This window comes from Streptacidiphilus sp. PB12-B1b (genome assembly GCF_014084125.1).
Classification (GTDB): Bacteria; Actinomycetota; Actinomycetes; order Streptomycetales; family Streptomycetaceae; genus Streptacidiphilus.
Map to the genome: position 1 here is coordinate 6,420,573 of NZ_CP048405.1, position 20,600 is coordinate 6,441,172.

Below are 20,600 nucleotides of genomic sequence, written 5' to 3' on the forward strand. Positions count from 1 at the left end.
CAGGCGTCCCGCCGTCGTGACCGCGACCACCGGAGCGGCCCTGGCCCTGCTGGCCGGCTGCTCCGGCGGTCTGCACGTGCCCGCACCGGTGACCACCGGCGCCGCCGCCGCGCAGTGCCGCTCGCTGCACGCGCTGCTGCCGCCGACGCTGATGGGCCAGAAGCGCCGCAGCAGCAGCCCGGCCTCCGACAACACCGCCGCCTGGGGCGACCCGGCGATCACCGTGCGCTGCGGGGTGGCCGAGCCGGGCCCGCTGGACCCGAGGGCGGCCGACTACGACCCCACCGAGCTACACACCGTCTGGGTGCTGGTGGACGGCGTGTGCTGGCTCACCCAGCCGCCCGCCGACAACGGCGGCGGCTTCACCTTCACCACCGTCAAGCAGCAGACGTACGTCCAGGTGCACGTCCCCGGCGCGTACGCCGGACAGAGCTACCCGCTGCCCGCGCTGGCCGGGCCGGTGCTGAAGGCCGACCCGGCCAACCCCGACAGCGCGTACGACTGCGCCTGACGCGAAGCGCGGCTCTGTGCCGGTGCGGATAACGGCTCGGTATCCGATCCGGCGGCCGGAAAACCGGCGCCACCGGTGCTCGGTAGGGTCCGCACGTTCGAACACACAGACCCTTCTGCGACGAGGTAGCACCGATGACCACCCCGCCCCAGCCTGTTGCGGGCAATCCCTATGCCCAGCCGGCCGCCGGGAACCCCTACGCCGACCGGGCCCAGGCACCGGCCCCGGCCAACCCGTACGCCCCGCCGTACCCACCGCAGCAGCCGCCCCTCCCGCCGCAGCCCCCGTACGCCCAGCAGCCCCCGCACCCGCAGCAGCCCGCGCAGGCGCCGTTCGCGCCGCCGCAGCAGCCCTACCCGCCGCAGCCTTACCCGCAGCAGTCGTACCCGGGGCCGCAGTCCGGCGTCGGCTGCCGCTTCTGCGGGGCGCAGCCCGCGGTGGAGGCCACCGTGCGGGCGCACCGGGGCATGGTCCTGATGATGCAGTGGCGCACCCAGCACGGGCCGTTCTGCCGCACCTGCGGCGTGGCCAGTGTGCGCAAGCTCACCGCCGACACCCTGATCCAGGGCTGGTGGGGGCTGCAGTCCTTCTTCCGGACGCCGGTCACCCTGGTCCAGAACGCGCTCGCCTACCGGAGGATCAAGGCGCTGCCGGAGCCCGCCCCGGGCCGTCCCGGGCAGCCGCTGGAGCTGGGCAGGCCGCTGCTGGCGCGCCCCGGCGCGATCGGGCTGCTGGTGCCGGTGGCGGTGGTCGCCCTGGTCGTCGCGGGCATCACCGCCTCGTCCAGCGATCCCAGCTACGCCTCGGTCGGCAGCTGCGTGCAGAACCACGGCACCTCGGACAACCCGGACGTGTCGGTGGTCACCTGCGCGCCGGGCACCTACAAGGTGATCGACAAGCTGGGCGACACCACCGACGACAGCGGCTGCCCGCAGCCGACCACGGTGTCGTACACGCAGCAGGAGAGCGGCGACGACTTCGTCCTCTGCCTGGAGCCGTACAGCTCCTGAGCCCGGCGCCCCGGGGCCGGGCGCGCTGGCGCCGGGCCCGGGGCGCCCGCTAGCGCAGGCCGGTGGAGCGGCTCAGCGCGGCCCGGATCAGCCGGTCGATCAACTCCGGGTAGGGCACGCCGGTGGCCTCCCACATCCGGGGGAAGGCCGAGATGGGCGTGAAACCGGGCATGGTGTTGATCTCGTTGACCACGAACGAGCCGTCCTCCAGCAGGAAGACGTCCACCCGGGCCAGGCCCTCGCAGGCCAGCGCCTCGAACACGTCGACGGCCAGGGCGCGCAGCCGCGCGGTCTCCTCCCCGGTCAGCGCGGCCGGGATGCGCACCTCGCTGGAGTCGATGTACTTGGCCTCGAAGTCGTAGAAGTCGTAGCCCTCGCCGACCAGCACCTCGGCGGGCAGGCTGGCGCGCGGACCGTCCTCGAACTCCAGGACGCCGCACTCCAGTTCGCGGCCGGTCAGGCCGGCCTCGACCACCACCTTGGGGTCGTGCCGGCGGGCCTCCTCGATGGCCTCGTCCAGGCCCTGCGGCCCGGTCACCCGGGTGATGCCGATGCTGGAACCGGCCCGGGCGGGCTTCACGAACACCGGGTAGCCCAGCTCGGCGATGCGGTCGCGGACGGCGGGGCGGGCGGCCTGGTCGGCCCACTCGCGCGGCCGGACCACGGTGTACGGGCCGACCGGCAGCCCGAACGAGGCCAGCACCCGCTTGGTGTACTCCTTGTCCATGCCGACGGCGCTGGACAGCACGCCCGAGCCGACGTACGGCACGCCGGAGAGCTCCAGCAGGCCCTGGACCGTGCCGTCCTCGCCCCACGGGCCGTGCAGCAGCGGCAGGACGACGTCCACCTCGCCGAGAGCCTTGGGCACCGCGCCCGGCTCGGTGTAGACCAGCCCCCGGTCCACCGGGCTGGCCGGGAGGTTGACCTGGCCGTCGGCCGACTCGGCGATGTCCTCGACCGAGGGCAGCCGACCCTCGGTGATCGCCATCCGGTCGGGCTCGTCGGCGGTGAGCGCCCAGCGGCCGTCGGTGGCGATGCCGATCGGCAGCACCTCGTAGGCGTCGCGGTCGATGGCGCGCAGCACGCTGCCGGCGGTGGAGACCGAGACGGCGTGCTCGGAGCTGCGTCCGCCGAAGACGATCGCAACGCGCGGCTTGCGGGGAGTGCCCGCTGCGGCGGGCACGGGGACAGGGGAGGAGGACTCAGTGCTCATATTCCGATGGAGACTACCCGCAGGGTGGCGGCGGCGTCTCGGCGGCGGGGCAGTCGGGCGACCGCCGGTCGGGCGTACGCCGCTGGTCAGCGGCTCGCGCGTCAGCGGCGCTCGGGCTTGGCCGAGCGCGACATCAGCTCCTTCACCGCCACCAGCGGCGGCTTGCCGTCGTGGACGACGTCCACCACGGTCTCGGTGATGGGCATGTCCACCCCGTGCCGCCGGGCGAGATCCAGCACCGACACGCAGGACTTGACGCCCTCGGCGGTCTGCTTGGTCGCCGCGATGGTCTCCTGCAGCGTCATCCCGCGGCCCAGGTTGCTGCCGAAGGTGTGGTTCCGCGACAGCGGCGAGGAGCAGGTGGCGACCAGGTCGCCCATGCCGGCCAGCCCGGCGAAGGTGTACGGGTCGGCGCCCATCACCAGGCCCAGCCGGGTGGTCTCGGCCAGGCCCCGGGTGATCAGCGACGCCTTGGCGTTGTCGCCCAGGCCCATGCCGTCGGCGATCCCGACGGCCAGGCCGATGACGTTCTTCACCGCGCCGCCCAGCTCGCAGCCGACCACGTCGGCAGTGGTGTACGGGCGGAAGTAGCCGGTGTGGCAGGCGGCCTGAAGCCGCTTGGCGACGGACTCGTCGGTGCAGGCGACGACGCTGGCGGCGGGCTGGCGGCGGACGATCTCCGGGGCCAGGTTGGGACCGGAGACCACGGCGATCCGCTCCGGGCCCACGCCCGCGACCTCCGCGATGACCTCGCTCATCCGCTTGGCCGTGCCCAGCTCGACCCCCTTCATCAGGCTGACCAGGACCGTCCGCGGCCCGATCGCCGGCGCCCAGCGGCCCAGGCTGGCCCGCAGCGTCTGCGAGGTGCCGGCCAGCACCGCGAACTCGGCGCCCTCGGCGGCCTCGGCGGCGTCGGCGGTGGCGGTGATCCCGGCCGGCAGCTCGATGCCGGGGAAGTAGTCGGGGTTGGTCCTGGTGGCGTTGATGGCGTCGACCAGTTCGGGGCGGCGGCCCCACAGCGAGACCTCGCAGCCCGCGTCGGCCAGGATCATGGCGAAAGCTGTGCCCCAGGACCCGGTCCCGAATACGGCGGTACGGGTCGTCACCGACCGGCCTCCCTCTCCTTGCGCTGCTCGGCCGCAGCGCGCTGCACGTCGTAGCGTACGGGGGGCGCCTTCTCGCCGCGCAGCTCCTCCAGCAGCGCGGTGATGCCGTCCATGATCGCCTCGGTGGCCTCGCGCAGCAGCGGCCCGTTGATCTCCTTGCCCTGAAAGGCGCTCAGGTCGACCGGCGGCCCGGCCACCACCTGGACCGTGTGCCGGGGAAAGGGTTTGAAACGCCGGTCGCCCCGCCCGCCCTTGGCGTAGCGCGGGATGATCTCGTGCGCGCCCCACTGGGCCACCGGGATGACCGGGGCGCCGGTCATCAGCGCCACCCGGGCGACGCCGGTCTTCGCGGTCATCGGCCACAGGCCGGGATCGCGGGTCAGCGTGCCCTCCGGGTAGAAGGTCACGCACTCCCCCGCGTTCACCGCCTCGACGGCGGCCCGGAAGGCGTGCGCGGCGTCGGTGGAGCCCCGGTACACCGGGATCTGCCCGGCGCCGTGCAGGATGCGGCCGATCACCGGCACCTTGAACAGCCCGGCCTTGCCCAGGAACCGCGCCGGGCGCCCGGAGTCGTACTGGAAGTGGCCGTAGACCAGCGGGTCCAGGTAGGAGTTGTGGTTGACCGCGGTGATGAAGCCGCCGCTCTGCGGGAAGTTCTCGTAGCCCCGCCAGTCACGCTTGGTCAGCAGGAACAGCGGTGGCTTGCCGATGGCCGCCGCGAGGCGGTACCAGAAACCGTACTGGCGACGGGCCGCCTTGGTGCTGCTGCCGGGCACGCGAACTCCTTCTCGCACTCCACCTCTACCTGAATGACCGTACAAGTGTCCCTCCTGCCTCGACGGACTGTCGAGGCACCCCCGGCGCTGCGGCGGCGGGGTGCAGAATGGCGCAGGTGGACAACCGCCCGACACCCCCGCCCGGCCAGGGGCGCCCGCTGCCCTCCGCGGCCCGCCCGGGCGCGTGGTCGCTGGTGCTGCCGCTGAAGCCGCTGGCCCTGGCCAAGAGCCGGTTGGCGCAGGCCACCGGGGAGCTGCGGCCGGGGCTGGCGCTGGCGTTCGCGCTGGACACCGCCGCCGCCGCGCTGGAGTGCGCCGAGGTCGGCCGGCTGCTGGTGGTCACCGACGATCCGGTGGCCGGTGCGGAACTGGCCGCGCTGGGCGCACTGGTGGTCCCGGACGCGCCCGCCGCCGGGCTCAACGCCGCGCTGCGGCACGGCGCGGCGGTCGCCCGCACCGCGCACGGGGCCGGGCCGGTCGCCGCCATGTCGGCCGACCTGCCCGCGCTGCGGCCCGCGGAGCTGGGGCGGGTGCTGCGCGCCGCGGCCGGACACCCGCGGGCGTTCCTGGCGGACACCCAGGGCGTCGGCACCACGCTGCTGGCGGCGGCGGCCGGCGTCCCGCTGGGGCCCGCGTTCGGCGGCGCCTCCCGGCTGCGCCACGCCGCCTCCGGGGCACGCGAACTGACGCTGGCGGACGTCCCCTCGCTGCGGCGGGACGTGGACACCCCGGACGACCTGCGGACCGCCCTGGAGCTCGGCGCGGGCCCCCGCACCGCCTCGCTGTCGGCGCTGGTCGCCCTGGGCCCGCGGCACAGGGCCTAACCTGGGGCCATGCAGGCGACAGCGTTCACGTACTCCCCCGACACCCGCAGCGGTTCGGTGCTGCTCGATGACGGCACGCCGCTGCCGTTCGACGCCGAGGCGTTCGACGCCGGCGGGTTGCGGCTGCTGCGGGCCGGGCAGCGGGTGCGGATCGAGACCGAGGGCACCGGCGCGGAGCGCCGCATCACCCTGGTCACCCTCCAGACCTTCTGAGCAGACCTCCTGACCGCTCCGCAGGCGACGGCCGCCGGGACGGCGCGGGCCGGGCCCGGAACTCCCGGACCCGGCCCGCGCACCAGCGCCGTGCGTCGTGCTCTGTGTGGTACTGCTCCTGCGTGTCGTGCCGTTACCGCGTGTCGTGCCAGTACCGCTCAGCTGCTCTTGGCGGCGCGCTTGGCGGGGGCCTTCTTGGCGGTGGTCTTCTTCGCCGCCGTGGCCGTGGTCTTCTTGGCCGCAGCCGTCTTGGCGGCGCCGGTGACCGCGGTCTTGGTCGCCGGGCGGGCGGCCGAGGCGGTCACGGTCTTCTTGGCCGGGGCCTTGACCGCCGCGGAGGTCTTCTTCGCGGTGGTCTTCTTGGCGGCCGGGGCGGCGGTGGTGGCCTTGACCGCGGGGGCGGCCTTCTTGGCGGCGGCGCTGGTCTTCTTGGCCGCCGCCTTCTTCACCGTGGGGGTGGACTTCTTCGCGGTCACCTTCTTGGCCGCGGCCGCCGCCTTCTTGGCGGCGGGCGAACCGGCCGGGGCGACCATGCCGCTCTTGCCGGGGGTGAGCGAGCCCTTGGGGGCCTTCTTCACCGAGGGGCCGGTCTTCGGCAGCTTCTTGGAGCCGCTGACGAGGTCCTTGAAGCCCTGGCCCGGACGGAACCGGGGCACGGCGGTCTTCTTGACCTTGACCCGCTCGCCGGTCTGCGGGTTGCGGGCGAACCGCGCGGAGCGGTCCACCTTCTCGAAGGTGCCGAAGCCGGTCACGGACACCCGCTCCCCGGCCGTCACCGCGCGGACGATGGTGTCGAGCACAGCGTCCACTGCTTCTGCGGCGGCGCGACGGCCACCCAGCTGCTCGGCCACCGCTTCAACAAGCTGCGCCTTGTTCACGTCTTCCCCTTCAGAAACCGATGCCCGGATGATTCGGATTTGATCCGGGCTTTTCGCACGTTAGGCATGTATATACGGCATTTCAATTACCAAACGGGCGAATCACCCTTGTGTCGCAATGGATTCGGCTTTCAGTGAGCGGATGGGGGCGGGAGGCGACCGCTGTCCAGGTCGGCGATGAATCGCGCCAACCTCCGTGCAGCCTCCGGGAGATCGCGCTTCGCCACCTCGGTCACCCGGAGCAACGAACGGGTCAGCGACGCCCTCGTGGCGTCCGACACCTCCAACGCACGCACACGAGCGTGCGCCTGCCGCAGTCGTTCGGCCAAGAACGCATAGAACACGGCCTCTGACGACTCCCCTGGTTCAGGGTCAGGGGAGGGCTGATCGACCGTACTCATGTACCGATTGTGCCACCCACCGCGAGATACTCCCTGTTCAGCCTTGGTTCAACCTTACACAGAGTCACCGGGGGCATGGCAACGGCCCCCTGTCCCGGCTGGTGACCGGGGCAGGGGGCCGTGGTGACGGTGTCTCAAAGTCGTTGCTGCGAAGGCATCAGCCCACGACGACGGTGCTGGGCTTGAAGCTCGGGCGCTCGGCCTCGAACGCCGCGATCTGCGACTCCTGCTGAAGGGTGATGCTGATGTCGTCCAGGCCGTTCAGCAGCCGCCAGCGGACGTTCTCGTCCAGCTCGAACGACGCCCGCACGCCCTCGGCGCGGACCTCGCGGGCCTCCAGGTCCACGGTGACCTCGGCAGTGGGGTCGGCCTCGGCCAGCTCCCAGATCCGCTCCACCGTCTCCTGCGGCAGGATCACCGTGAGCAGGCCGTTCTTCAGCGAGTTGCCGCGGAAGATGTCCGCGAAGCGCGAGGAGATGACCGCCCGGAAGCCGTAGTTCTCCAGCGCCCAGACGGCGTGCTCGCGCGAGGAGCCGGTGCCGAACTCGGGCCCGGCGACCAGGACGCTGGCGCCCGCGTACTGCGGCTGGTTGAGGACGAATGCCTCGTCCTTGCGCCAGGCTTCGAACAGGCCGTCCTCAAAACCGGTGCGGGTGACCTTCTTCAGCCAGTGCGCCGGGATGATCTGGTCGGTGTCGACGTTGCTGCGGCGCAGCGGGACGACCCGGCCGGTGTGGGTGGTGAACTTCTCCATGGTGCTCAGACCTCCGCAGTCGCGCGAGCGTCGGACAGATCGGCGGGCGAGGCCAGCCGCCCCAGGACCGCGGTGGCGGCGGCCACCTGCGGCGAGACCAGGTGCGTGCGCCCGCCCTTGCCCTGCCGCCCTTCGAAGTTGCGGTTCGAGGTGGAGGCGCAGCGCTCGCCGGGGGCCAACTGGTCCGGGTTCATGCCCAGGCACATCGAGCAGCCCGCGTGCCGCCATTCGGCGCCTGCGGCGGTGAAGACCTTGTCCAGGCCCTCGTCCACGGCCTGCAGCGCGACCCGCACCGAGCCGGGGACGACCAGCATCCGCACGCCCTCGGCGATGGTCCGGCCCTCGACCACGGCGGCGGCGGCGCGCAGGTCCTCGATCCGGCCGTTGGTGCAGGAGCCGACGAACACGGCGTCCACGGGCACCTCGCGCAGCGGGGTTCCGGCGGTGAGGCCCATGTAGCGCAGGGCGTTCTCGGCGGCGACGCGCTCCGAGGGGTCCTCGAAGGAGGCCGGGTCGGGCACGCTGGCGCCCAGCGGGGCGCCCTGGCCGGGGTTGGTGCCCCAGGTGACGAACGGGGTCAGCTCGGAGGCGTCGATGAGCACCTCGGCGTCGAAGACCGCGTCCTCGTCGGTGACCAGGGTCTTCCAGTAGTCCACCGCGGCGTCCCAGTCCTCGCCCTTGGGGGCGTGGGCGCGGCCCTCCAGGTAGGCGAAGGTGGTCTCGTCGGGGGCGATCATCCCGGCCCGGGCGCCGGCCTCGATCGACATGTTGCAGATGGTCATCCGGGCCTCCATGGAGAGGCCGCGGATGGCCGAGCCGCGGTACTCCAGGACGTAGCCCTGGCCGCCGCCGGTGCCGATCCTGGCGATGACCGCGAGGATCAGGTCCTTGGCGGTGACGCCGTCGGGCAGTTCGCCCTCGACGGTGATCGCCATGGTGCGGAACGGGGCCAGCGGCAGGGTCTGGGTGGCCAGCACGTGCTCGACCTGACTGGTGCCGATGCCGAAGGCCAGCGCGCCGAACGCGCCGTGGGTGGAGGTGTGGGAGTCGCCGCAGACCACCGTGGTGCCGGGCTGGGTCAGTCCCAGCTGCGGTCCCACCACGTGGACGACGCCCTGCTCGACGTCGCCCAGCGAGTGCAGCCGGACGCCGAACTCGGCGCAGTTGGCGCGCAGCGTCTCCAGCTGGACCCGGGAGACCGGGTCGGCGATGGGCTTGTCGATGTCCAGCGTCGGGGTGTTGTGGTCCTCGGTGGCGATGGTGAGGTCGGTCCGCCGCACCTTGCGCCCGGCCAGCCGCAGCCCGTCGAACGCCTGCGGGCTGGTCACCTCGTGGAGCAGGTGCAGGTCGATGAAGAGGAGGTCAGGCTCGCCGTCGGCGCGCCGGACGACGTGGTCGTCCCAGACCTTCTCCGCGAGTGTGCGTCCCATCACTGTCCCTCCGACCGGCTGCCTCGTCGGTCTGCATCGTGTTCTGGCCTCCCGGCGGGCGACGTCCCGCGGGGCTCCTGCACCCCAGAGTGACGCAGATCCCGGAAGATTGAACTTGCGTCTCGAGATCTGAGACTGCAATATCAGGGCATGGACAACTCTAGTGGCGTCGGCGTTCTCGACAAGGCTGCTCTGGTGCTGAGCGCGCTGGAGTCAGGCCCCGCAACCCTCGCCGGCCTGGTCGCCGCGACCGGACTGGCCCGGCCCACCGCGCACCGGCTCGCGGTGGCCCTCGAACATCATCGCCTGGTCACCCGCGACATGCAGGGCCGGTTCATCCTGGGCCCCAGACTCTCCGAGCTCTCCGCGGCGGCGGGCGAGGACCGGCTGCTGGCCACGGCCGGGCCGGTCCTCACCCACCTGCGCGACGTGACCGGCGAGAGCGCGCAGCTCTACCGCCGCCAGGGCGACCTGCGCATCTGCGTGGCGGCCGCCGAGCGGCTCTCCGGGCTGCGGGACACCGTGCCGGTCGGCAGCACCCTGCCGATGAAGGCCGGTTCGGCCGCGCAGGTGCTGCTGGCCTGGGAGGAGCCGGAGCGGCTGCACCGGGGCCTGCAGGGCGCGCGGTTCACCGCCACCGCGCTCTCCGGCGTCCGTCGGCGCGGCTGGGCGCAGTCCATCGGCGAGCGGGAGCCGGGCGTGGCCTCGGTCTCCGCGCCGGTGCGCGGGCCGTCCAACCGGGTGGTCGCGGCCGTCTCGGTATCCGGACCGATCGAGCGGCTCTCCCGGCACCCGGGCCGGCTGCACGCGCAGGCGATCATCGAGGCGGCCGGGCGGCTCACCGAGGCGCTGCGCCGCGCCTGAGGCCGCTACTGCGGACCGCGCCGCCCGGGCGGGCGCACCTGGTCGGGTGCGCCCGCCCGGGCCTGCTCACGCCCGCTCGGGTCGGCTCAGGCCGGGGCGCCGCCGAAGAACACCACGTCCGTGCCGTGGTAGCCGGAGAGCAGCGCCAGCACGGCCAGCAGCGCCGCCAGCACCCAGCGGCGCGGGATCCGCGCCAGCCGCTCCGCCAGCGGGAACAGCAGCGGGAAGGCCGGGATGAGGAACCGCGCCAGCGGCGGGTACGGCGAGGAGTTGCCCAGGTCCATGGCCAGTAGCAGGGTGCTGAACAGCACCAGGACCAGCGGCTGCCGCTGCCGCAGCGTGCAGGCCCAGAGCACCAGGTAGGCCAGCACCGTCGCGGCGATCATCAGGTTGGTGGTGGAGTCGCCGCGCCCGTGGTCGTACGGGCTGGACAGCGCGGCCACCCAGCGCAGCGTGGACAGGCCGCCGTCGAAGCTGCTGCCCCAGGCGTCCTGGATGTGGAAGTAGGCCGTCCAGGACCGCTCCGCCCAGGCCGTCCACAGCATGTAGCCGAGCCAGCCCAGCGGCGAGAGCAGCGCGCCCACCAGCGGACGCCACCAGTCCGCCGGGGCCGTGCCCGCCCGGCGCCACCGGTACAGCTGGACCAGCGCGGCCACGCCGATCGCGCCGGTCAGCGCCATGGCGTTGGGCCGCACCAGCCCGGCCAGCAGGCACAGCCCGCCGGCCCAGATCCAGCGCCGCCGCAGCGCCGCGTACAGCGACCAGGCCGCCAGCGCGGTGAACAGCGACTCCGAGTAGGCCATGCTCTCGACCGCGGCCAGCGGCAGCACCCCCCACAGCACCGCTGCCACCACGCCCGCCCGGCGGCTGCCGGTGAACGCGCCGCAGGCGTACACGCCCCAGGCGGCGACCAGCCCGGACACCCAGGCCACGATCAGCAGCGCCACCCCGGCGCTGACCGGCAGCGCCCGGTTCAGCGGCGCCGCCAGCGCCGGGAACAGTGGGAAGAAGGCCCGGGCGGAGTACTCCATGCCGTGGGCGTTGAACAGGCCGCTGTGGCCCGCGTAGCCGTGCCGGACGATCCGGGCGTACCAGGTGGCGTCCCAGTCGCTGGCCAGCCGGGTGACGGCCCGGTGCGGGCCGCCGCGCACGGCCAGCAGCCCCAGCAGCGCCACCCGGGTCAGCGCGTACCCGTACAGCGCGGGGGCGGCCCGGCGCAGCGCCCGGCGGAACCGCTCGGACGGGGCGGGCGCCCGGTCCGGCCGGGCGTCGGCGCGGTCGCCGGAGGCGTCGGCCGGGCCCGGGGGCAGGATGACGCGGTCGTCGGCGGCGGGGGTACGGGTCACAGAGGATCAGCGTAGGCGATACACAGCTTGTCAGTCCTTCGGACGGTGGCGTCCGGAGAGCGTGAGCGCGCGTTGGTAAGACCAGTACATGAGAACCGCCGCGCACAGCAGGCACCACAGCGCCGCCGACAGCGGACGGCTGCCCAGCGCAAAGGCCAAGGCCGGGACGGTGGTCAGCGGCCCGGCCGCGTACCAGGCGAGGAAGAGGAACGGCCCCATGCCGCCCGCTCCGCGCGGGGTGTACATGAGTTCCTGGCGCGACGGCCCCCGGCAGGCGTTGACCATCGCCGCGGCCGTCAGCGGCAGCGCCGCGGCCGGGGCCAGCCACACCGCCGCGGACACCCCCAGCGCGGTGGCGATCCCCGCGCCGACCGCCATCAGCAGCACCGCGGCAGCCGCCGGGACCATCGCGTGCCGCAGCATGAGCTGGGCGTACGGGTACGGCGACCAGCCCGCGCGGCGCGGGTCGTCGGCCTCCACCCGGGCCGGCTCGGCCAACTGCGCCACGCCCAGGTAGCCGAAGGCCACCGCCAGCGCGGTCAGCAGCACCCGGTCCGCACCCCGGGCGGACGCGGCGGGCTGCACCAGCAGCAGCGCCGGGGCGGCGAACAGCACCGCCCGGCCGAACCGGGAGGGCGCGCGCAGCAGCGCGGTCAGGTCGCGCCAGGGGACGATCAGCGCCGCCCGCTGCGGCGGCGGGATCCGCAGCCGGACCTTGCGGCCCCGCTGCTCGCCCTGCGCCAGCACCAGCCGGGCCGAGCGCAGTTCGGCGGTGCGCAGGGCCGCGGCCACCCCGGCGGCGGTCCGGGCGCGCAGCCGCAGGCTGCCCAGCGGGATGCCGGCGGCCGCGCGGTGGGCCCAGCCGACCGCGAGCACGGTCAGCACCGCCAGCAGCACCGCGCCGAGCCAGCCGCCGGACTGCGCGGCGCCGGTGGACTGCAGCCCGGCCAGGGCCGGCCAGCCCCACGGCCCGGACCACATCTCGACCCGCTCCAGCGGGACGCTGCGGTGCCCCATGACCGCCAGCACGCTCTGCCCCGCGAGCAGCAGCACGGCCGTCGCCACCACCGGGGTGGCCCGGCGCACCCAGCGGGCCACCCCGGAGAAGCGCTCCACGGCGACGCCGCCGGCGGTGGCCAGCAGCGGCACCAGCACGCCGCCGACCAGCGCCCAGCCCAGCCCGGACAGGAACGGCACCTTCTCCATCAGCCCCAGCGCCACCGCGGCCGCGGCGGCCGCCAGCACGCCGGGGACCAGCGCGATGGCGCAGGAGACCGCGAACCAGGGCCGCAGCACCGGCCCGGGGCGCACCGGCTGCATCAGCAGCCAGTCCACGGTCGCCCGGGGTGCGACCACCGGGCCGCGCCACAGCGCGTCCCGGGCCACCACCAGCAGGAAGCCCAGGCTGAGCGCGGTCACCCCGGACGGCAGCGCGGCCAGCAGGTGCGGGCCGTCGGCGGTGTAGTCCGCGCCCATGGAGGCGTTGGCGAACAGCCCGAGCGAGAACAGGCCGCCCCAGGACAGCACGAACAGCAGCATGCTGTAGACGGCGTAGCCGATCTGTCCGGCCCGGGAGCGGCGGTGCGGGGCGCGCAGGGCGCGCAGCAGGGCCAGGGTCTCGTCGGTCCAGTCGCCGGTGTCCAGGGCGCCCGCTCCGGCGTCGGCCTGCGCGCTGTCGGCGGCTGCGGCGTCGTCGCCGCTCACCGGTCGCCGCCGAGGACGCTGCCGGGGAACGCGGTCGGCAGGACGGTCTGCGGCGCGCCCTGGGCGAGTACCGCGCCGTCCTCCAGCAGCACCACCCGGTCGGCGACGGTGAAGGCCAGGTCGGGGTGGTGGGTGGCGAGCAGCACCGCGACGCCGTCCGCGAGTTCGGCCTTGAGCAGGTCGGCCAGGCGCTTGCGCGCGCCCGGGTCGAGCCGCTGCTCGGGCTCGTCCAGGATCAGCAGGTCGCGCGGGCGGACCAGCGCGGAGGCCAGCAGCAGCGACTGGAGCTGGCCGGAGGAGAGCGAGTCGGGCAGCGCCTCGGCGTGCTCGGCCAGGCCGCGGTCGGCGAGCGCGCGGTCCACCCAGGTCAGCGGCTCCTCCACGCCGTGGGCGACGGCGACCAGGGCCAGGTGCTCACGGACCGTCAGGTCGGGGTAGCAGGCGGAGACGTCGCCCACCACGGCCAGCCTGGCCCGGACCCGGGGGTCGTTCTCGTCCACCGGCTCGCCGTCGAGCTTGACGGTGCCGCTGGTGGGGGTGTCGCGGCCGGCGGCCAGGCGCAGCAGGGTGGACTTGCCGGAGCCGTTGTGGCCGACCAGCGCGACGCACTCGCCCGCGGAGACGGCCAGGTCGATCGGCTGAAGCGCCAGCCGGCCGCCGTAGCGACGGCTGACCTGGCGGAGCGCCAGCAGGGGTGGACGTGCGGCCTTCTTGGGCTTCGCCATGCGTACTGCCGGCCTCTCAAAACACGAAAAGGCCCTTACGGGCCTTCAAGTCTGTCCTGCGCTTCGATCCTGAGCGCTTCGGTACCGCGCCGGCGTTTCCGCGGCTCCGCCGCGGGCCTTGCTGGGGTACCAGGACTCGAACCTAGACTAAGTGAACCAGAATCACTCGTGCTGCCAATTACACCATACCCCATGGACCGTTCACGCAGGTCTCCCCGCCGAACAGTGCGAGAAGAACACTACCTGACCAGCGGGACTCCTGCTGACAACGGCCCGGCCGCGTCGGAGTGGACGCCGGGGGCGGACGCCGCCGGGAATGCGGGGAAAACGCAGTCAGGCCCCCGACGGAATCGGGGGCCTGACCGGTCCTGCTGGCGTACCCCCGACCGGATTCGAACCGGCGCTACTGCCGTGAGAGGGCAGCGTGCTAGGCCGCTACACAACGGGGGCAAGCTTGGTGATCCCGCGTCTTCGCCTCGGAGATTGAACATTCCGATGGTGAGGGGTAAGGATCTGGTACCCCCGACCGGATTCGAACCGGCGCTACTGCCGTGAGAGGGCAGCGTGCTAGGCCGCTACACAACGGGGGCTTGTTCTGTTGTGCTTCTGTTATGCGTACCCCCGACCGGATTCGAACCGGCGCTACTGCCGTGAGAGGGCAGCGTGCTAGGCCGCTACACAACGGGGGCATCGAGAATGAACTCGATTGTGCAAGCCTCGTTCTGGCGAGGACTTACGCTGGGGTACCAGGACTCGAACCTAGACTAAATGAACCAGAATCACTCGTGCTGCCAATTACACCATACCCCATTGGCTGTCCAGGTGATCTTGGTGAGAACCTTTCGGTCTCCCCTGTCCCTCCCGGGCGGCGCAACAAGAAGAACACTACCCGATCCTGGGCACCGCTCCAAAATCGATAAGCCCCGCCCCTCCTGGCAGGTCAGCCCGGGTGCGGCGGCGGGCCGCCGACGGGGGTCGGCGGCGGTCACCGCCGACGGCCCGGCGCCGGCGGCCCGGCAGGGCGCGGCAGTTGGGCGGAGTGTCAGCCGCGCTTGACGACGCGGTTGCCCAGCGTGCCGATGCCCTCGATCGAGACCGCCACCTCGTCACCGACGGCCAGCGGGCCGACCCCGGCCGGGGTGCCGGTGAGGATCACGTCGCCGGGGAGCAGCGTCATCGCCTCGGTGATGTGCACGATCAGGTCGGCGATCGAGTGCACCATCTGCGAGGTGCGCCCGGCCTGGCGCAGTTCGCCGTTGACGGTGCAGGTGATCGCCAGGTCGGCCGGGTCCAGCTCGGTCTCGATCCACGGGCCGAGCGGGCAGGAGGTGTCGAAGCCCTTGGCCCGGGCCCACTGCCCCTCGCGCCGCTGGACGTCGCGCGCGGTCACGTCGTTGGCGCAGGTGTAGCCGAAGATCACCTCGGGCACCCGCTCGCGCGGCACGTCCCGGCACATCCGGCCGATGACCACGGCCAGCTCCGCCTCGTACTGGACGTCGGAGGAGAACGGCGGGTAGGCGATGTTCTCGGTGGGGCCCACGACGGCGGTCGAGGGCTTGAAGAAGGTGACCGGGGTCTCCGGGACCTCGTTGCTCAGTTCGGCCGCGTGCTCCGCGTAGTTGCGGGCGACCGCGACGATCTTGTTGGGCAGCATGGGCGGCAGCAGCCGCACCCCGGAGAGCGGCAGGACCTGCCCGGTGGGCTGGAGCTCACCGAAGGGGTGTCCGGACAGGACGTGCAGGGTCAGCGTCTCGGGTTGGGCGGCGTCGCCCTCGACGACGCCGAACGATACGGTCCCCTCGCTGGAAAACCTGGCGATGCGCACGGTGGCTGGTGTCCCCTCGGACTGGCGGATGGATCGCCGTCCAGACTATCGGCCGACATGCCGAAGGCCCTGCTGGACGGGGTCCGGCAGGGCCTTCGCGGGCACGGGGCCCGAGGGGTCTTCAGAGGCGTGGCGGTCAGACGGCCTCGGTGCGCTCGGGGGCGACCATGAGGTTGGTGCGGCGGGGGTTGGCGGTCTGCTGGGGCAGCGGCGTCTGCTCGGAGGCGGACGCGCGCAGCGCGGGGCCGCCGTTGGCGGGCAGGGAGGCGAGCGTGGTCCGGCGGGGGTTGGCCGTCGGACGGAAGCTCATCGTCGTCTTGGTGGACACGCGGACTACCTCACTCATGGAAGAGAACCGGGGGCATGCAGTTGCCCATCCAGGATCTCATTCCACAGAGGACACGCTTCGCACTACCCGAACTCGTGTGATTTTGACCACTTACATCGGCCTCAGTTCCGACAGTTACGACATTGTGCCCTTGGGAGGTAAGCCGACATACGGTTCATAAGGGACAAAATTATCACGGCACGTCACCGCGTCCACGATGCGAACGGCGTTCAGCTGTCCGAAAGGTGCAGTATTCCAAGGGTGGCGGCATACCGACAGCAAGGGTCCGTACGCGGGGAGTAGCCGACACGGCGGCCCACCGCCTCCCCTTGTTGCTGGTCCGGCACTGTGCTGGAATGCCACGGACCGCCGGAGGCCACCCCTCCACTGCGCTACTGCCAGCGCCGGGGCGCACTCCACGGCGGCACACGGGCACTCATCAGGGGTTCCAACGAATCCCGCGCCCGCCCGAAACTCGACACCGCCCTGGCCGCGTTCACGCGGCGGGGCGCCTGGTCCAGAGGTTGCGACGCTAGTGCAGGGACGTATCAAGAGGGGTGGCGGCGGCCCGGGCGACCCGGCGGACCGCGAAGCAGCCATTCGCCAGCAGCAGTCACCGCAGTCGGCGCCCGGCGCCGAGGCCGGGCGCGACGTACTCGGCGGGCAGCAGGCGGGCGGCGCCAAGGGCGGCCCCGCAGGCGGCGGCAGGCCCGGCGCGCCCAAGGCCGACGCGGCCGCCAAGAGCCGCGCGGGCCGGATCACCAGCACGCCCAGGATCAGCGGTATGCGCCGGTACGGCCTCAGCAACTGGCGTATCCGCACCCGTCTGATAGCCCTGCTGACCCTGCCCGTGATCGCGGCCATCGTCCTCGGCGGTCTGCGCATCCAGACCTCGCTGTCGGCCGAGAACCAGCTGACCAACGTGTCCAACCTCGGTGAGATCGCCAGCTACGCCACCAACCTGGCGGCCCAGCTGGAGACCGAGCGCGACGTCCTGGCCGGGACGGTGACCTACACCGGCAACCGCAACGACGACCTGGTCGCCTCCACCGAGAAGACGACGACCACCACGCTGACGCACTTCGTCACGCTGACGAACTCGCTGGACATGGCGAACCTGCCCGGCGGCGGCATCGACGTCCGCACCATCCAGCAGGCCCTGGAGAACCTCGACCGGTTCCGGCAGCTGGACTTCCCCAAGGGCGGCGGCAGCATCCTGCAGTCGGTGTCGGACTACGACAACCTGATCCAGCAGCTGCTGGCGCTCAGCTCCGACGTCGCCCAGGCGTCCAGCAACTCGCAGCTGCTGGTCTCCACCCGCGCCCTGCAGGTCTTCTCGCAGTGGAAGGACGACCAGTCCGTCGTCCAGGCCGTGATCAGCGCCGCGCTGGCCTCCGGCAACCCGCTGCAGAACGAGGACCGCGTCTACGCCCAGACCGCGCTGATCAACGCCGGTCCGGCGCAGAGCGAGTTCGTCGCCCTCTACGGGCCGACGGCCAACAACCTGATCGCCAGCTGGTCCAGCAACACCAACATCAAGACCACCGACTTCTTCGCCACCACCGTCCTGAACGCCACCACCGGGTTCGACGCGTACACGGAGAAGGGCGAGCCGCTCCCCACCTACTCCACGTGGGACAACGAGGCGTCCTCGCAGATCAACGAGATGACCAACGACGAGAACGTCCTGGTCCAGAACCTGAACAACCAGGTCACCAACCTGCGCCAGCAGGCGCAGACCGACGTGATCCTGAACGCCGCGCTGATCGCGCTGGTCCTGCTGGTCGCCGTCGCCGGCGCCGCCCTGGTGGCCCGCTCCATGGTGCGCACCCTGAGCAAGCTGCAGGAGGCCGCCGAGGACGTCGCCGAGCACCGGCTGCCGGAACTGGTCCACACGCTCTCCGAGTCCGACCCGCAGGACGTCGACACCTCCGTCGCCTCCATCGGCATCAACACCACGGACGAGATCGGGCACGTGGCCCGGGCCTTCGACCAGGTCCACGCGCAGGCGGTGCGCCTGGCCGCCGAGCAGGCCCTGCTGCGAGGCAACATCAACGCGATGTTCACCAACCTCTCGCGCCGCTCCCAGGGCCTGATCCAGCGCCAGCTGTCGATGATCTCCGAGCTGGAGAGCCGCGAGGCCGATCCGGACCAGCTGGCCAGCCTCTTCAAGCTGGACCACCTCGCCACCCGTATGCGCCGCAACGGCGAGAACCTGCTCGTCCTCGCCGGTGAGGACCCCGGCCGCCGCTGGACCCGCCCGGTCCCGCTGGTCGACGTGCTCCGCGCCGCCGCCTCCGAGGTGGAGCAGTACGAGCGCATCGAACTCGCCTCGGTGCCCACCGCCGAGGTCGCCGGCCGGGTCGTCAACGACCTCGTCCACCTGCTCGCCGAGCTGCTGGAGAACGCCACCTCGTTCTCCAGCCCGCAGACCCGGGTCCGGGTCACCGGCCACGCGCTGCCCGACGGCCGCGTCCTGGTCGAGATCCACGACACCGGCATCGGCCTCTCCCCCGAGGACCTCGCCGAGATCAACGAGCGCCTGGCCAACCCGCCGGTCGTGGACGTCTCGGTCTCCCGCCGCATGGGCCTGTTCGTGGTCGGCCGCCTCTCGCTCCGCCACGGCATCCGGATCCAGCTGCGCCCCAGCGACTCCGGCGGCACCACCGCGCTGGTCATGCTGCCGGTGGACGTCACCAACGCGGTCGAGCGCCGCGGCCCCGGAGCGCCCCCGATGCCCGGCCAGCAGCGCGGCCCGGGCCTGCAGGGCGGTCCGCAGCGCGGCGGCGTGCCGCAGGGCGCCGGACGCACTCCGCTGGGCGGCCCGTCGGGCGGCCCCGGCGGACGCCCGTCCCTGCCCGGCCAGCCCGGTCAGGGCCAGCCCGGTCAGCCCGGCCAGCCGCTCAACTCCGGCCCCGGAGCCGGTCCGCAGCAGGGCCTGCCGCCGCGCCGCCCGCAGGCGACGCTGCCGCAGGGCAGCAGCGGCATGGGCGGCCCGCTCACCGGCGGCCCGCAGCAGCCCGGACGGCCGCAGCAGCCGCAGCAGCCCGGCCAGCAGCAGAACCTGTTCGGCCAGCCCGGTCAGAACCAGCCCGGTCAGAACCAGCTCGGTCAGAACCAGCCCGGCCAGAACCAGCCCGGCCAGCCGCTGCGCGAGCAGCCCGCGCCGCAGCAGCAGGCCCCGCAGCCGCAGCAGGCCCAGCAGCCCGGCCAGGGACAGCCCGGTCAGGGTCAGCCCGGGCAGGGTCAGCCCGGTCAGCAGCAGCTGCCGGGGCGTCCGCTGCCGGTCCGGGGCCAGGCCCCCGGTCAGCAGCTGCCGCCGCAGCAGCAGGTGCCGCAGCAGCCCGCGCCCTCGCCGCTGGACGAGGCCGGCGTCTGGAGCGAGCAGCCGCAGCACGGCTCGCCGGCCGGTCGGCCGCTGCCGGCCGACCTGAACGACAGCACCGCGCAGTTCGCCCGTCCGCACTTCGACGACGAGCAGCCGGTCCGTCCGGCCGCCCCGCAGCAGCCGCAGGCACCGCAGCAGCAGCCGCAGTTCCAGCAGCAGCCGCTGCCGCCCCGGCCGGCCGCCCCGCAGCCGCTGCCGCCGCAGCCGGTCGTCCCGCAGCAGCAGGCGCCCGCGCCGGTGCCGGTCCAGCAGGACGCCGCCGACCACCCGCTGACGCGTGCGCTGCCGCCCGCCGAGGCGGACGCGGCCCGCTCGCCGATCTTCGAGGCGATGGAGTCCAACTGGTTCCGCAGCGGCCGGGCGGACCGGATGCGCGCGGTGCAGGTGTACGGCGAGTCCGCCCAGGCGTCCCCGCCGCAGTCCGAGCAGCCCCAGCGCTCGCCGCAGCAGCAGGCCCCGGCTCCCCAGCCGCAGGCCCCGCAGCCAGAGCAGGCGCCGCAGCGGCCGATGCCGCAGCGCGGAACCCCCGCCGCCGCAGCCGCCGGCTCGGCCACCGCCGCTCCCTGGCGCGCCTCCTCCAACGACGAGGTGTGGCGCCGGGCCGAGCAGGTGCGCGAGCCCAGCGCGGGCGGGGTCATGCCCTCGGGCCTGCCCCGCCGGGTTCCGCAGGCGAATCTCGTCCCCGGCGCCGCCGAGGCCGTGCCCGACAACGGGCCGCAGGTCTCCCGGTCGCCGGAGGAGGTCCGCGGACGCCTCACCAACCTGCGCCGCGGCATCCAGCAAGGCCGAAGCGCAGGAACGGCGAACCCGCCCCAGGACAACGGCCCGTACGGCACCAACCCCAGGAGCGTTGACTCAGATGAGCCAGATGTCCCAAGCGGCACACAATCTGAACTGGTTGATCACCAACTTCGTGGACAACACCCCCGGGGTCTCGCACACGGTGGTGGTGTCTGCGGACGGCCTCCTGCTCGCCATGTCCGAGGGCTTCCCCCGGGACCGGGCCGACCAGCTCGCCGCCGTCGCCTCCGGGCTGACCTCGCTCACCCAGGGCGCCTCCCGGATCTTCGAGGGCGGCCGGGTGACCCAGACCGTGGTCGAGATGGAGCGCGGGTTCCTGTTCATCATGGCGGTCTCGGACGGCTCCTCGCTGGCCGTGCTCGCCTCCCCGGACAGCGACATCGGCCTGGTCGGCTACGAGATGGCGCTGCTGGTCGACCGGGCCGGCGACGTGCTCACCCCGGCCCTGCGCGCCGAACTCCAGGGCAGCCTGCTGCACTGATCCACCGCCATTACCCGACCCC

At 73.1% G+C, this 20,600-nt stretch carries 18 protein-coding genes, 5 tRNA genes and 1 pseudogene; 7 read left to right on the top strand and 17 right to left on the bottom strand.

The genetic code is table 11. From position 1 onward, the window contains the following. Positions 1 to 16: 16 nt before the first annotated feature. Positions 17 to 511: a DUF3515 family protein gene (locus tag GXW83_RS27850; protein WP_182445811.1), complete on the top strand. Its 495-nt coding sequence runs from the start codon at positions 17 to 19 to the stop codon at positions 509 to 511. Positions 512 to 645: 134 nt separating this feature from the next. Further along, positions 646 to 1,521, top strand: a complete 876-nt coding sequence (locus GXW83_RS27855) for a toxin-antitoxin system, toxin component (protein ID WP_182445812.1) — start codon at positions 646 to 648, stop codon at positions 1,519 to 1,521. A 49-nt stretch (positions 1,522 to 1,570) separates the two neighbouring features. Here GXW83_RS27855 and GXW83_RS27860 read toward each other — a convergent pair whose 3' ends face one another. The 3 genes from GXW83_RS27860 to GXW83_RS27870 all read right to left on the bottom strand — a co-directional run bounded on the left by GXW83_RS27860 (position 1,571) and on the right by GXW83_RS27870 (position 4,616). After that, the gene (locus GXW83_RS27860; protein ID WP_182445813.1) at positions 1,571 to 2,734 is read right to left on the bottom strand and encodes a D-alanine--D-alanine ligase family protein; all 1,164 of its coding nucleotides are present in this window, start codon (positions 2,732 to 2,734) and stop codon (positions 1,571 to 1,573) included. Positions 2,735 to 2,835: 101 nt separating this feature from the next. Beyond that, positions 2,836 to 3,840: an NAD(P)H-dependent glycerol-3-phosphate dehydrogenase gene (locus GXW83_RS27865; protein ID WP_182445814.1), complete on the bottom strand. Its 1,005-nt coding sequence runs from the start codon at positions 3,838 to 3,840 to the stop codon at positions 2,836 to 2,838. Beyond that, the gene (locus tag GXW83_RS27870) at positions 3,837 to 4,616 is read right to left on the bottom strand and encodes a 1-acyl-sn-glycerol-3-phosphate acyltransferase (RefSeq protein ID WP_182445815.1); all 780 of its coding nucleotides are present in this window, start codon (positions 4,614 to 4,616) and stop codon (positions 3,837 to 3,839) included. The genes GXW83_RS27865 and GXW83_RS27870 overlap by 4 nt, the downstream gene beginning before the upstream one ends. Before the next feature lie 158 nt (positions 4,617 to 4,774). Here GXW83_RS27870 and cofC point away from each other — a divergent pair, with 158 nt between their 5' ends. Further along, on the top strand, positions 4,775 to 5,440 hold the full coding sequence (gene cofC / locus GXW83_RS27875) for a 2-phospho-L-lactate guanylyltransferase (RefSeq protein WP_225447563.1): 666 nt from the start codon (positions 4,775 to 4,777) through the stop codon (positions 5,438 to 5,440). 9 nt (positions 5,441 to 5,449) lie between these two features. Further along, complete coding sequence (locus GXW83_RS27880) at positions 5,450 to 5,653, top strand: hypothetical protein (RefSeq protein WP_182445817.1); 204 nt, start codon at positions 5,450 to 5,452, stop codon at positions 5,651 to 5,653. A gap of 158 nt (positions 5,654 to 5,811) precedes the next feature. On the opposite strand, the gene GXW83_RS27885 is transcribed toward GXW83_RS27880, so the two are convergent. The 4 genes from GXW83_RS27885 to leuC form a co-directional block, all read right to left on the bottom strand. After that, entirely contained in the window at positions 5,812 to 6,531 is a 720-nt protein-coding gene (locus GXW83_RS27885) for an HU family DNA-binding protein (protein ID WP_182445818.1), read from the bottom strand. A 131-nt stretch (positions 6,532 to 6,662) separates the two neighbouring features. After that, complete coding sequence (locus GXW83_RS34505) at positions 6,663 to 6,932, bottom strand: hypothetical protein (protein ID WP_370466790.1); 270 nt, start codon at positions 6,930 to 6,932, stop codon at positions 6,663 to 6,665. A gap of 157 nt (positions 6,933 to 7,089) precedes the next feature. Beyond that, a complete protein-coding gene (gene leuD / locus GXW83_RS27890) occupies positions 7,090 to 7,686 on the bottom strand; it encodes a 3-isopropylmalate dehydratase small subunit (protein WP_182445819.1) in 597 nt (198 codons plus the stop codon). A gap of 5 nt (positions 7,687 to 7,691) precedes the next feature. Next, positions 7,692 to 9,116, bottom strand: coding sequence for a 3-isopropylmalate dehydratase large subunit (gene leuC / locus GXW83_RS27895; protein ID WP_182445820.1), 1,425 nt, complete (start codon positions 9,114 to 9,116; stop codon positions 7,692 to 7,694). Between the two features lie 150 nt (positions 9,117 to 9,266). Here leuC and ndgR point away from each other — a divergent pair, with 150 nt between their 5' ends. Next, the gene (ndgR, locus tag GXW83_RS27900; RefSeq protein WP_030263993.1) at positions 9,267 to 9,980 is read left to right on the top strand and encodes an IclR family transcriptional regulator NdgR; all 714 of its coding nucleotides are present in this window, start codon (positions 9,267 to 9,269) and stop codon (positions 9,978 to 9,980) included. 86 nt (positions 9,981 to 10,066) lie between these two features. Here ndgR and GXW83_RS27905 read toward each other — a convergent pair whose 3' ends face one another. The 10 genes from GXW83_RS27905 to GXW83_RS27950 form a co-directional block, all read right to left on the bottom strand. Continuing rightward, positions 10,067 to 11,326 (bottom strand): hypothetical protein, encoded by a 1,260-nt coding sequence (locus GXW83_RS27905; protein ID WP_182445821.1) that lies wholly within the window; start codon positions 11,324 to 11,326, stop codon positions 10,067 to 10,069. 30 nt (positions 11,327 to 11,356) lie between these two features. Then, complete coding sequence (locus tag GXW83_RS35145) at positions 11,357 to 13,030, bottom strand: hypothetical protein (protein WP_182445822.1); 1,674 nt, start codon at positions 13,028 to 13,030, stop codon at positions 11,357 to 11,359. After that, positions 13,027 to 13,755 (bottom strand): ABC transporter ATP-binding protein, encoded by a 729-nt coding sequence (locus GXW83_RS27915; protein ID WP_182445823.1) that lies wholly within the window; start codon positions 13,753 to 13,755, stop codon positions 13,027 to 13,029. The genes GXW83_RS35145 and GXW83_RS27915 overlap by 4 nt, the downstream gene beginning before the upstream one ends. 121 nt (positions 13,756 to 13,876) lie before the next feature. Then, positions 13,877 to 13,948, bottom strand: a tRNA-Gln gene (locus tag GXW83_RS27920). Positions 13,949 to 14,132: 184 nt separating this feature from the next. After that, positions 14,133 to 14,205 (bottom strand) — tRNA-Glu (locus tag GXW83_RS27925). A gap of 64 nt (positions 14,206 to 14,269) precedes the next feature. After that, a tRNA-Glu gene (locus GXW83_RS27930) sits at positions 14,270 to 14,345 on the bottom strand. Between the two features lie 26 nt (positions 14,346 to 14,371). Next, positions 14,372 to 14,444: transfer RNA gene (locus GXW83_RS27935), tRNA-Glu, on the bottom strand. Positions 14,445 to 14,493: 49 nt separating this feature from the next. Beyond that, positions 14,494 to 14,565: transfer RNA gene (locus tag GXW83_RS27940), tRNA-Gln, on the bottom strand. Between the two features lie 232 nt (positions 14,566 to 14,797). Then, a complete protein-coding gene (locus tag GXW83_RS27945; RefSeq protein WP_182445824.1) occupies positions 14,798 to 15,580 on the bottom strand; it encodes a fumarylacetoacetate hydrolase family protein in 783 nt (260 codons plus the stop codon). Between the two features lie 136 nt (positions 15,581 to 15,716). After that, the gene (locus GXW83_RS27950) at positions 15,717 to 15,908 is read right to left on the bottom strand and encodes a hypothetical protein (RefSeq protein WP_225447610.1); all 192 of its coding nucleotides are present in this window, start codon (positions 15,906 to 15,908) and stop codon (positions 15,717 to 15,719) included. Between the two features lie 784 nt (positions 15,909 to 16,692). On the opposite strand from GXW83_RS27950, the pseudogene GXW83_RS34515 reads away from it, so the two are divergent. Both GXW83_RS34515 and GXW83_RS27960 read left to right on the top strand, forming a co-directional pair. Further along, a pseudogene (locus GXW83_RS34515) lies at positions 16,693 to 18,537 on the top strand (nitrate- and nitrite sensing domain-containing protein); the annotation flags it as partial. Positions 18,538 to 20,155: 1,618 nt separating this feature from the next. After that, positions 20,156 to 20,578 carry a roadblock/LC7 domain-containing protein gene (locus GXW83_RS27960; RefSeq protein ID WP_034090093.1) on the top strand — a complete coding sequence of 141 codons (423 nt, stop codon included), beginning with the start codon at positions 20,156 to 20,158 and terminating at the stop codon, positions 20,576 to 20,578. The last annotated feature ends 22 nt before the right edge of the window (positions 20,579 to 20,600 follow it).

Coding starts and splice junctions, on each gene's coding strand:
- GXW83_RS27860 (WP_182445813.1), bottom strand. CDS start 2,734: ATGAGCACTGAGTCCTCCTCCCCTGTCCCCGTGCCCGCCGCAGCGGGC.
- GXW83_RS27960 (WP_034090093.1), top strand. CDS start 20,156: ATGAGCCAGATGTCCCAAGCGGCACACAATCTGAACTGGTTGATCACC.
- GXW83_RS27855 (WP_182445812.1), top strand. CDS start 646: ATGACCACCCCGCCCCAGCCTGTTGCGGGCAATCCCTATGCCCAGCCG.
- GXW83_RS27880 (WP_182445817.1), top strand. CDS start 5,450: ATGCAGGCGACAGCGTTCACGTACTCCCCCGACACCCGCAGCGGTTCG.
- leuD (WP_182445819.1), bottom strand. CDS start 7,686: ATGGAGAAGTTCACCACCCACACCGGCCGGGTCGTCCCGCTGCGCCGC.
- GXW83_RS27915 (WP_182445823.1), bottom strand. CDS start 13,755: ATGGCGAAGCCCAAGAAGGCCGCACGTCCACCCCTGCTGGCGCTCCGC.
- ndgR (WP_030263993.1), top strand. CDS start 9,267: ATGGACAACTCTAGTGGCGTCGGCGTTCTCGACAAGGCTGCTCTGGTG.
- leuC (WP_182445820.1), bottom strand. CDS start 9,116: ATGGGACGCACACTCGCGGAGAAGGTCTGGGACGACCACGTCGTCCGG.
- GXW83_RS34505 (WP_370466790.1), bottom strand. CDS start 6,932: ATGAGTACGGTCGATCAGCCCTCCCCTGACCCTGAACCAGGGGAGTCG.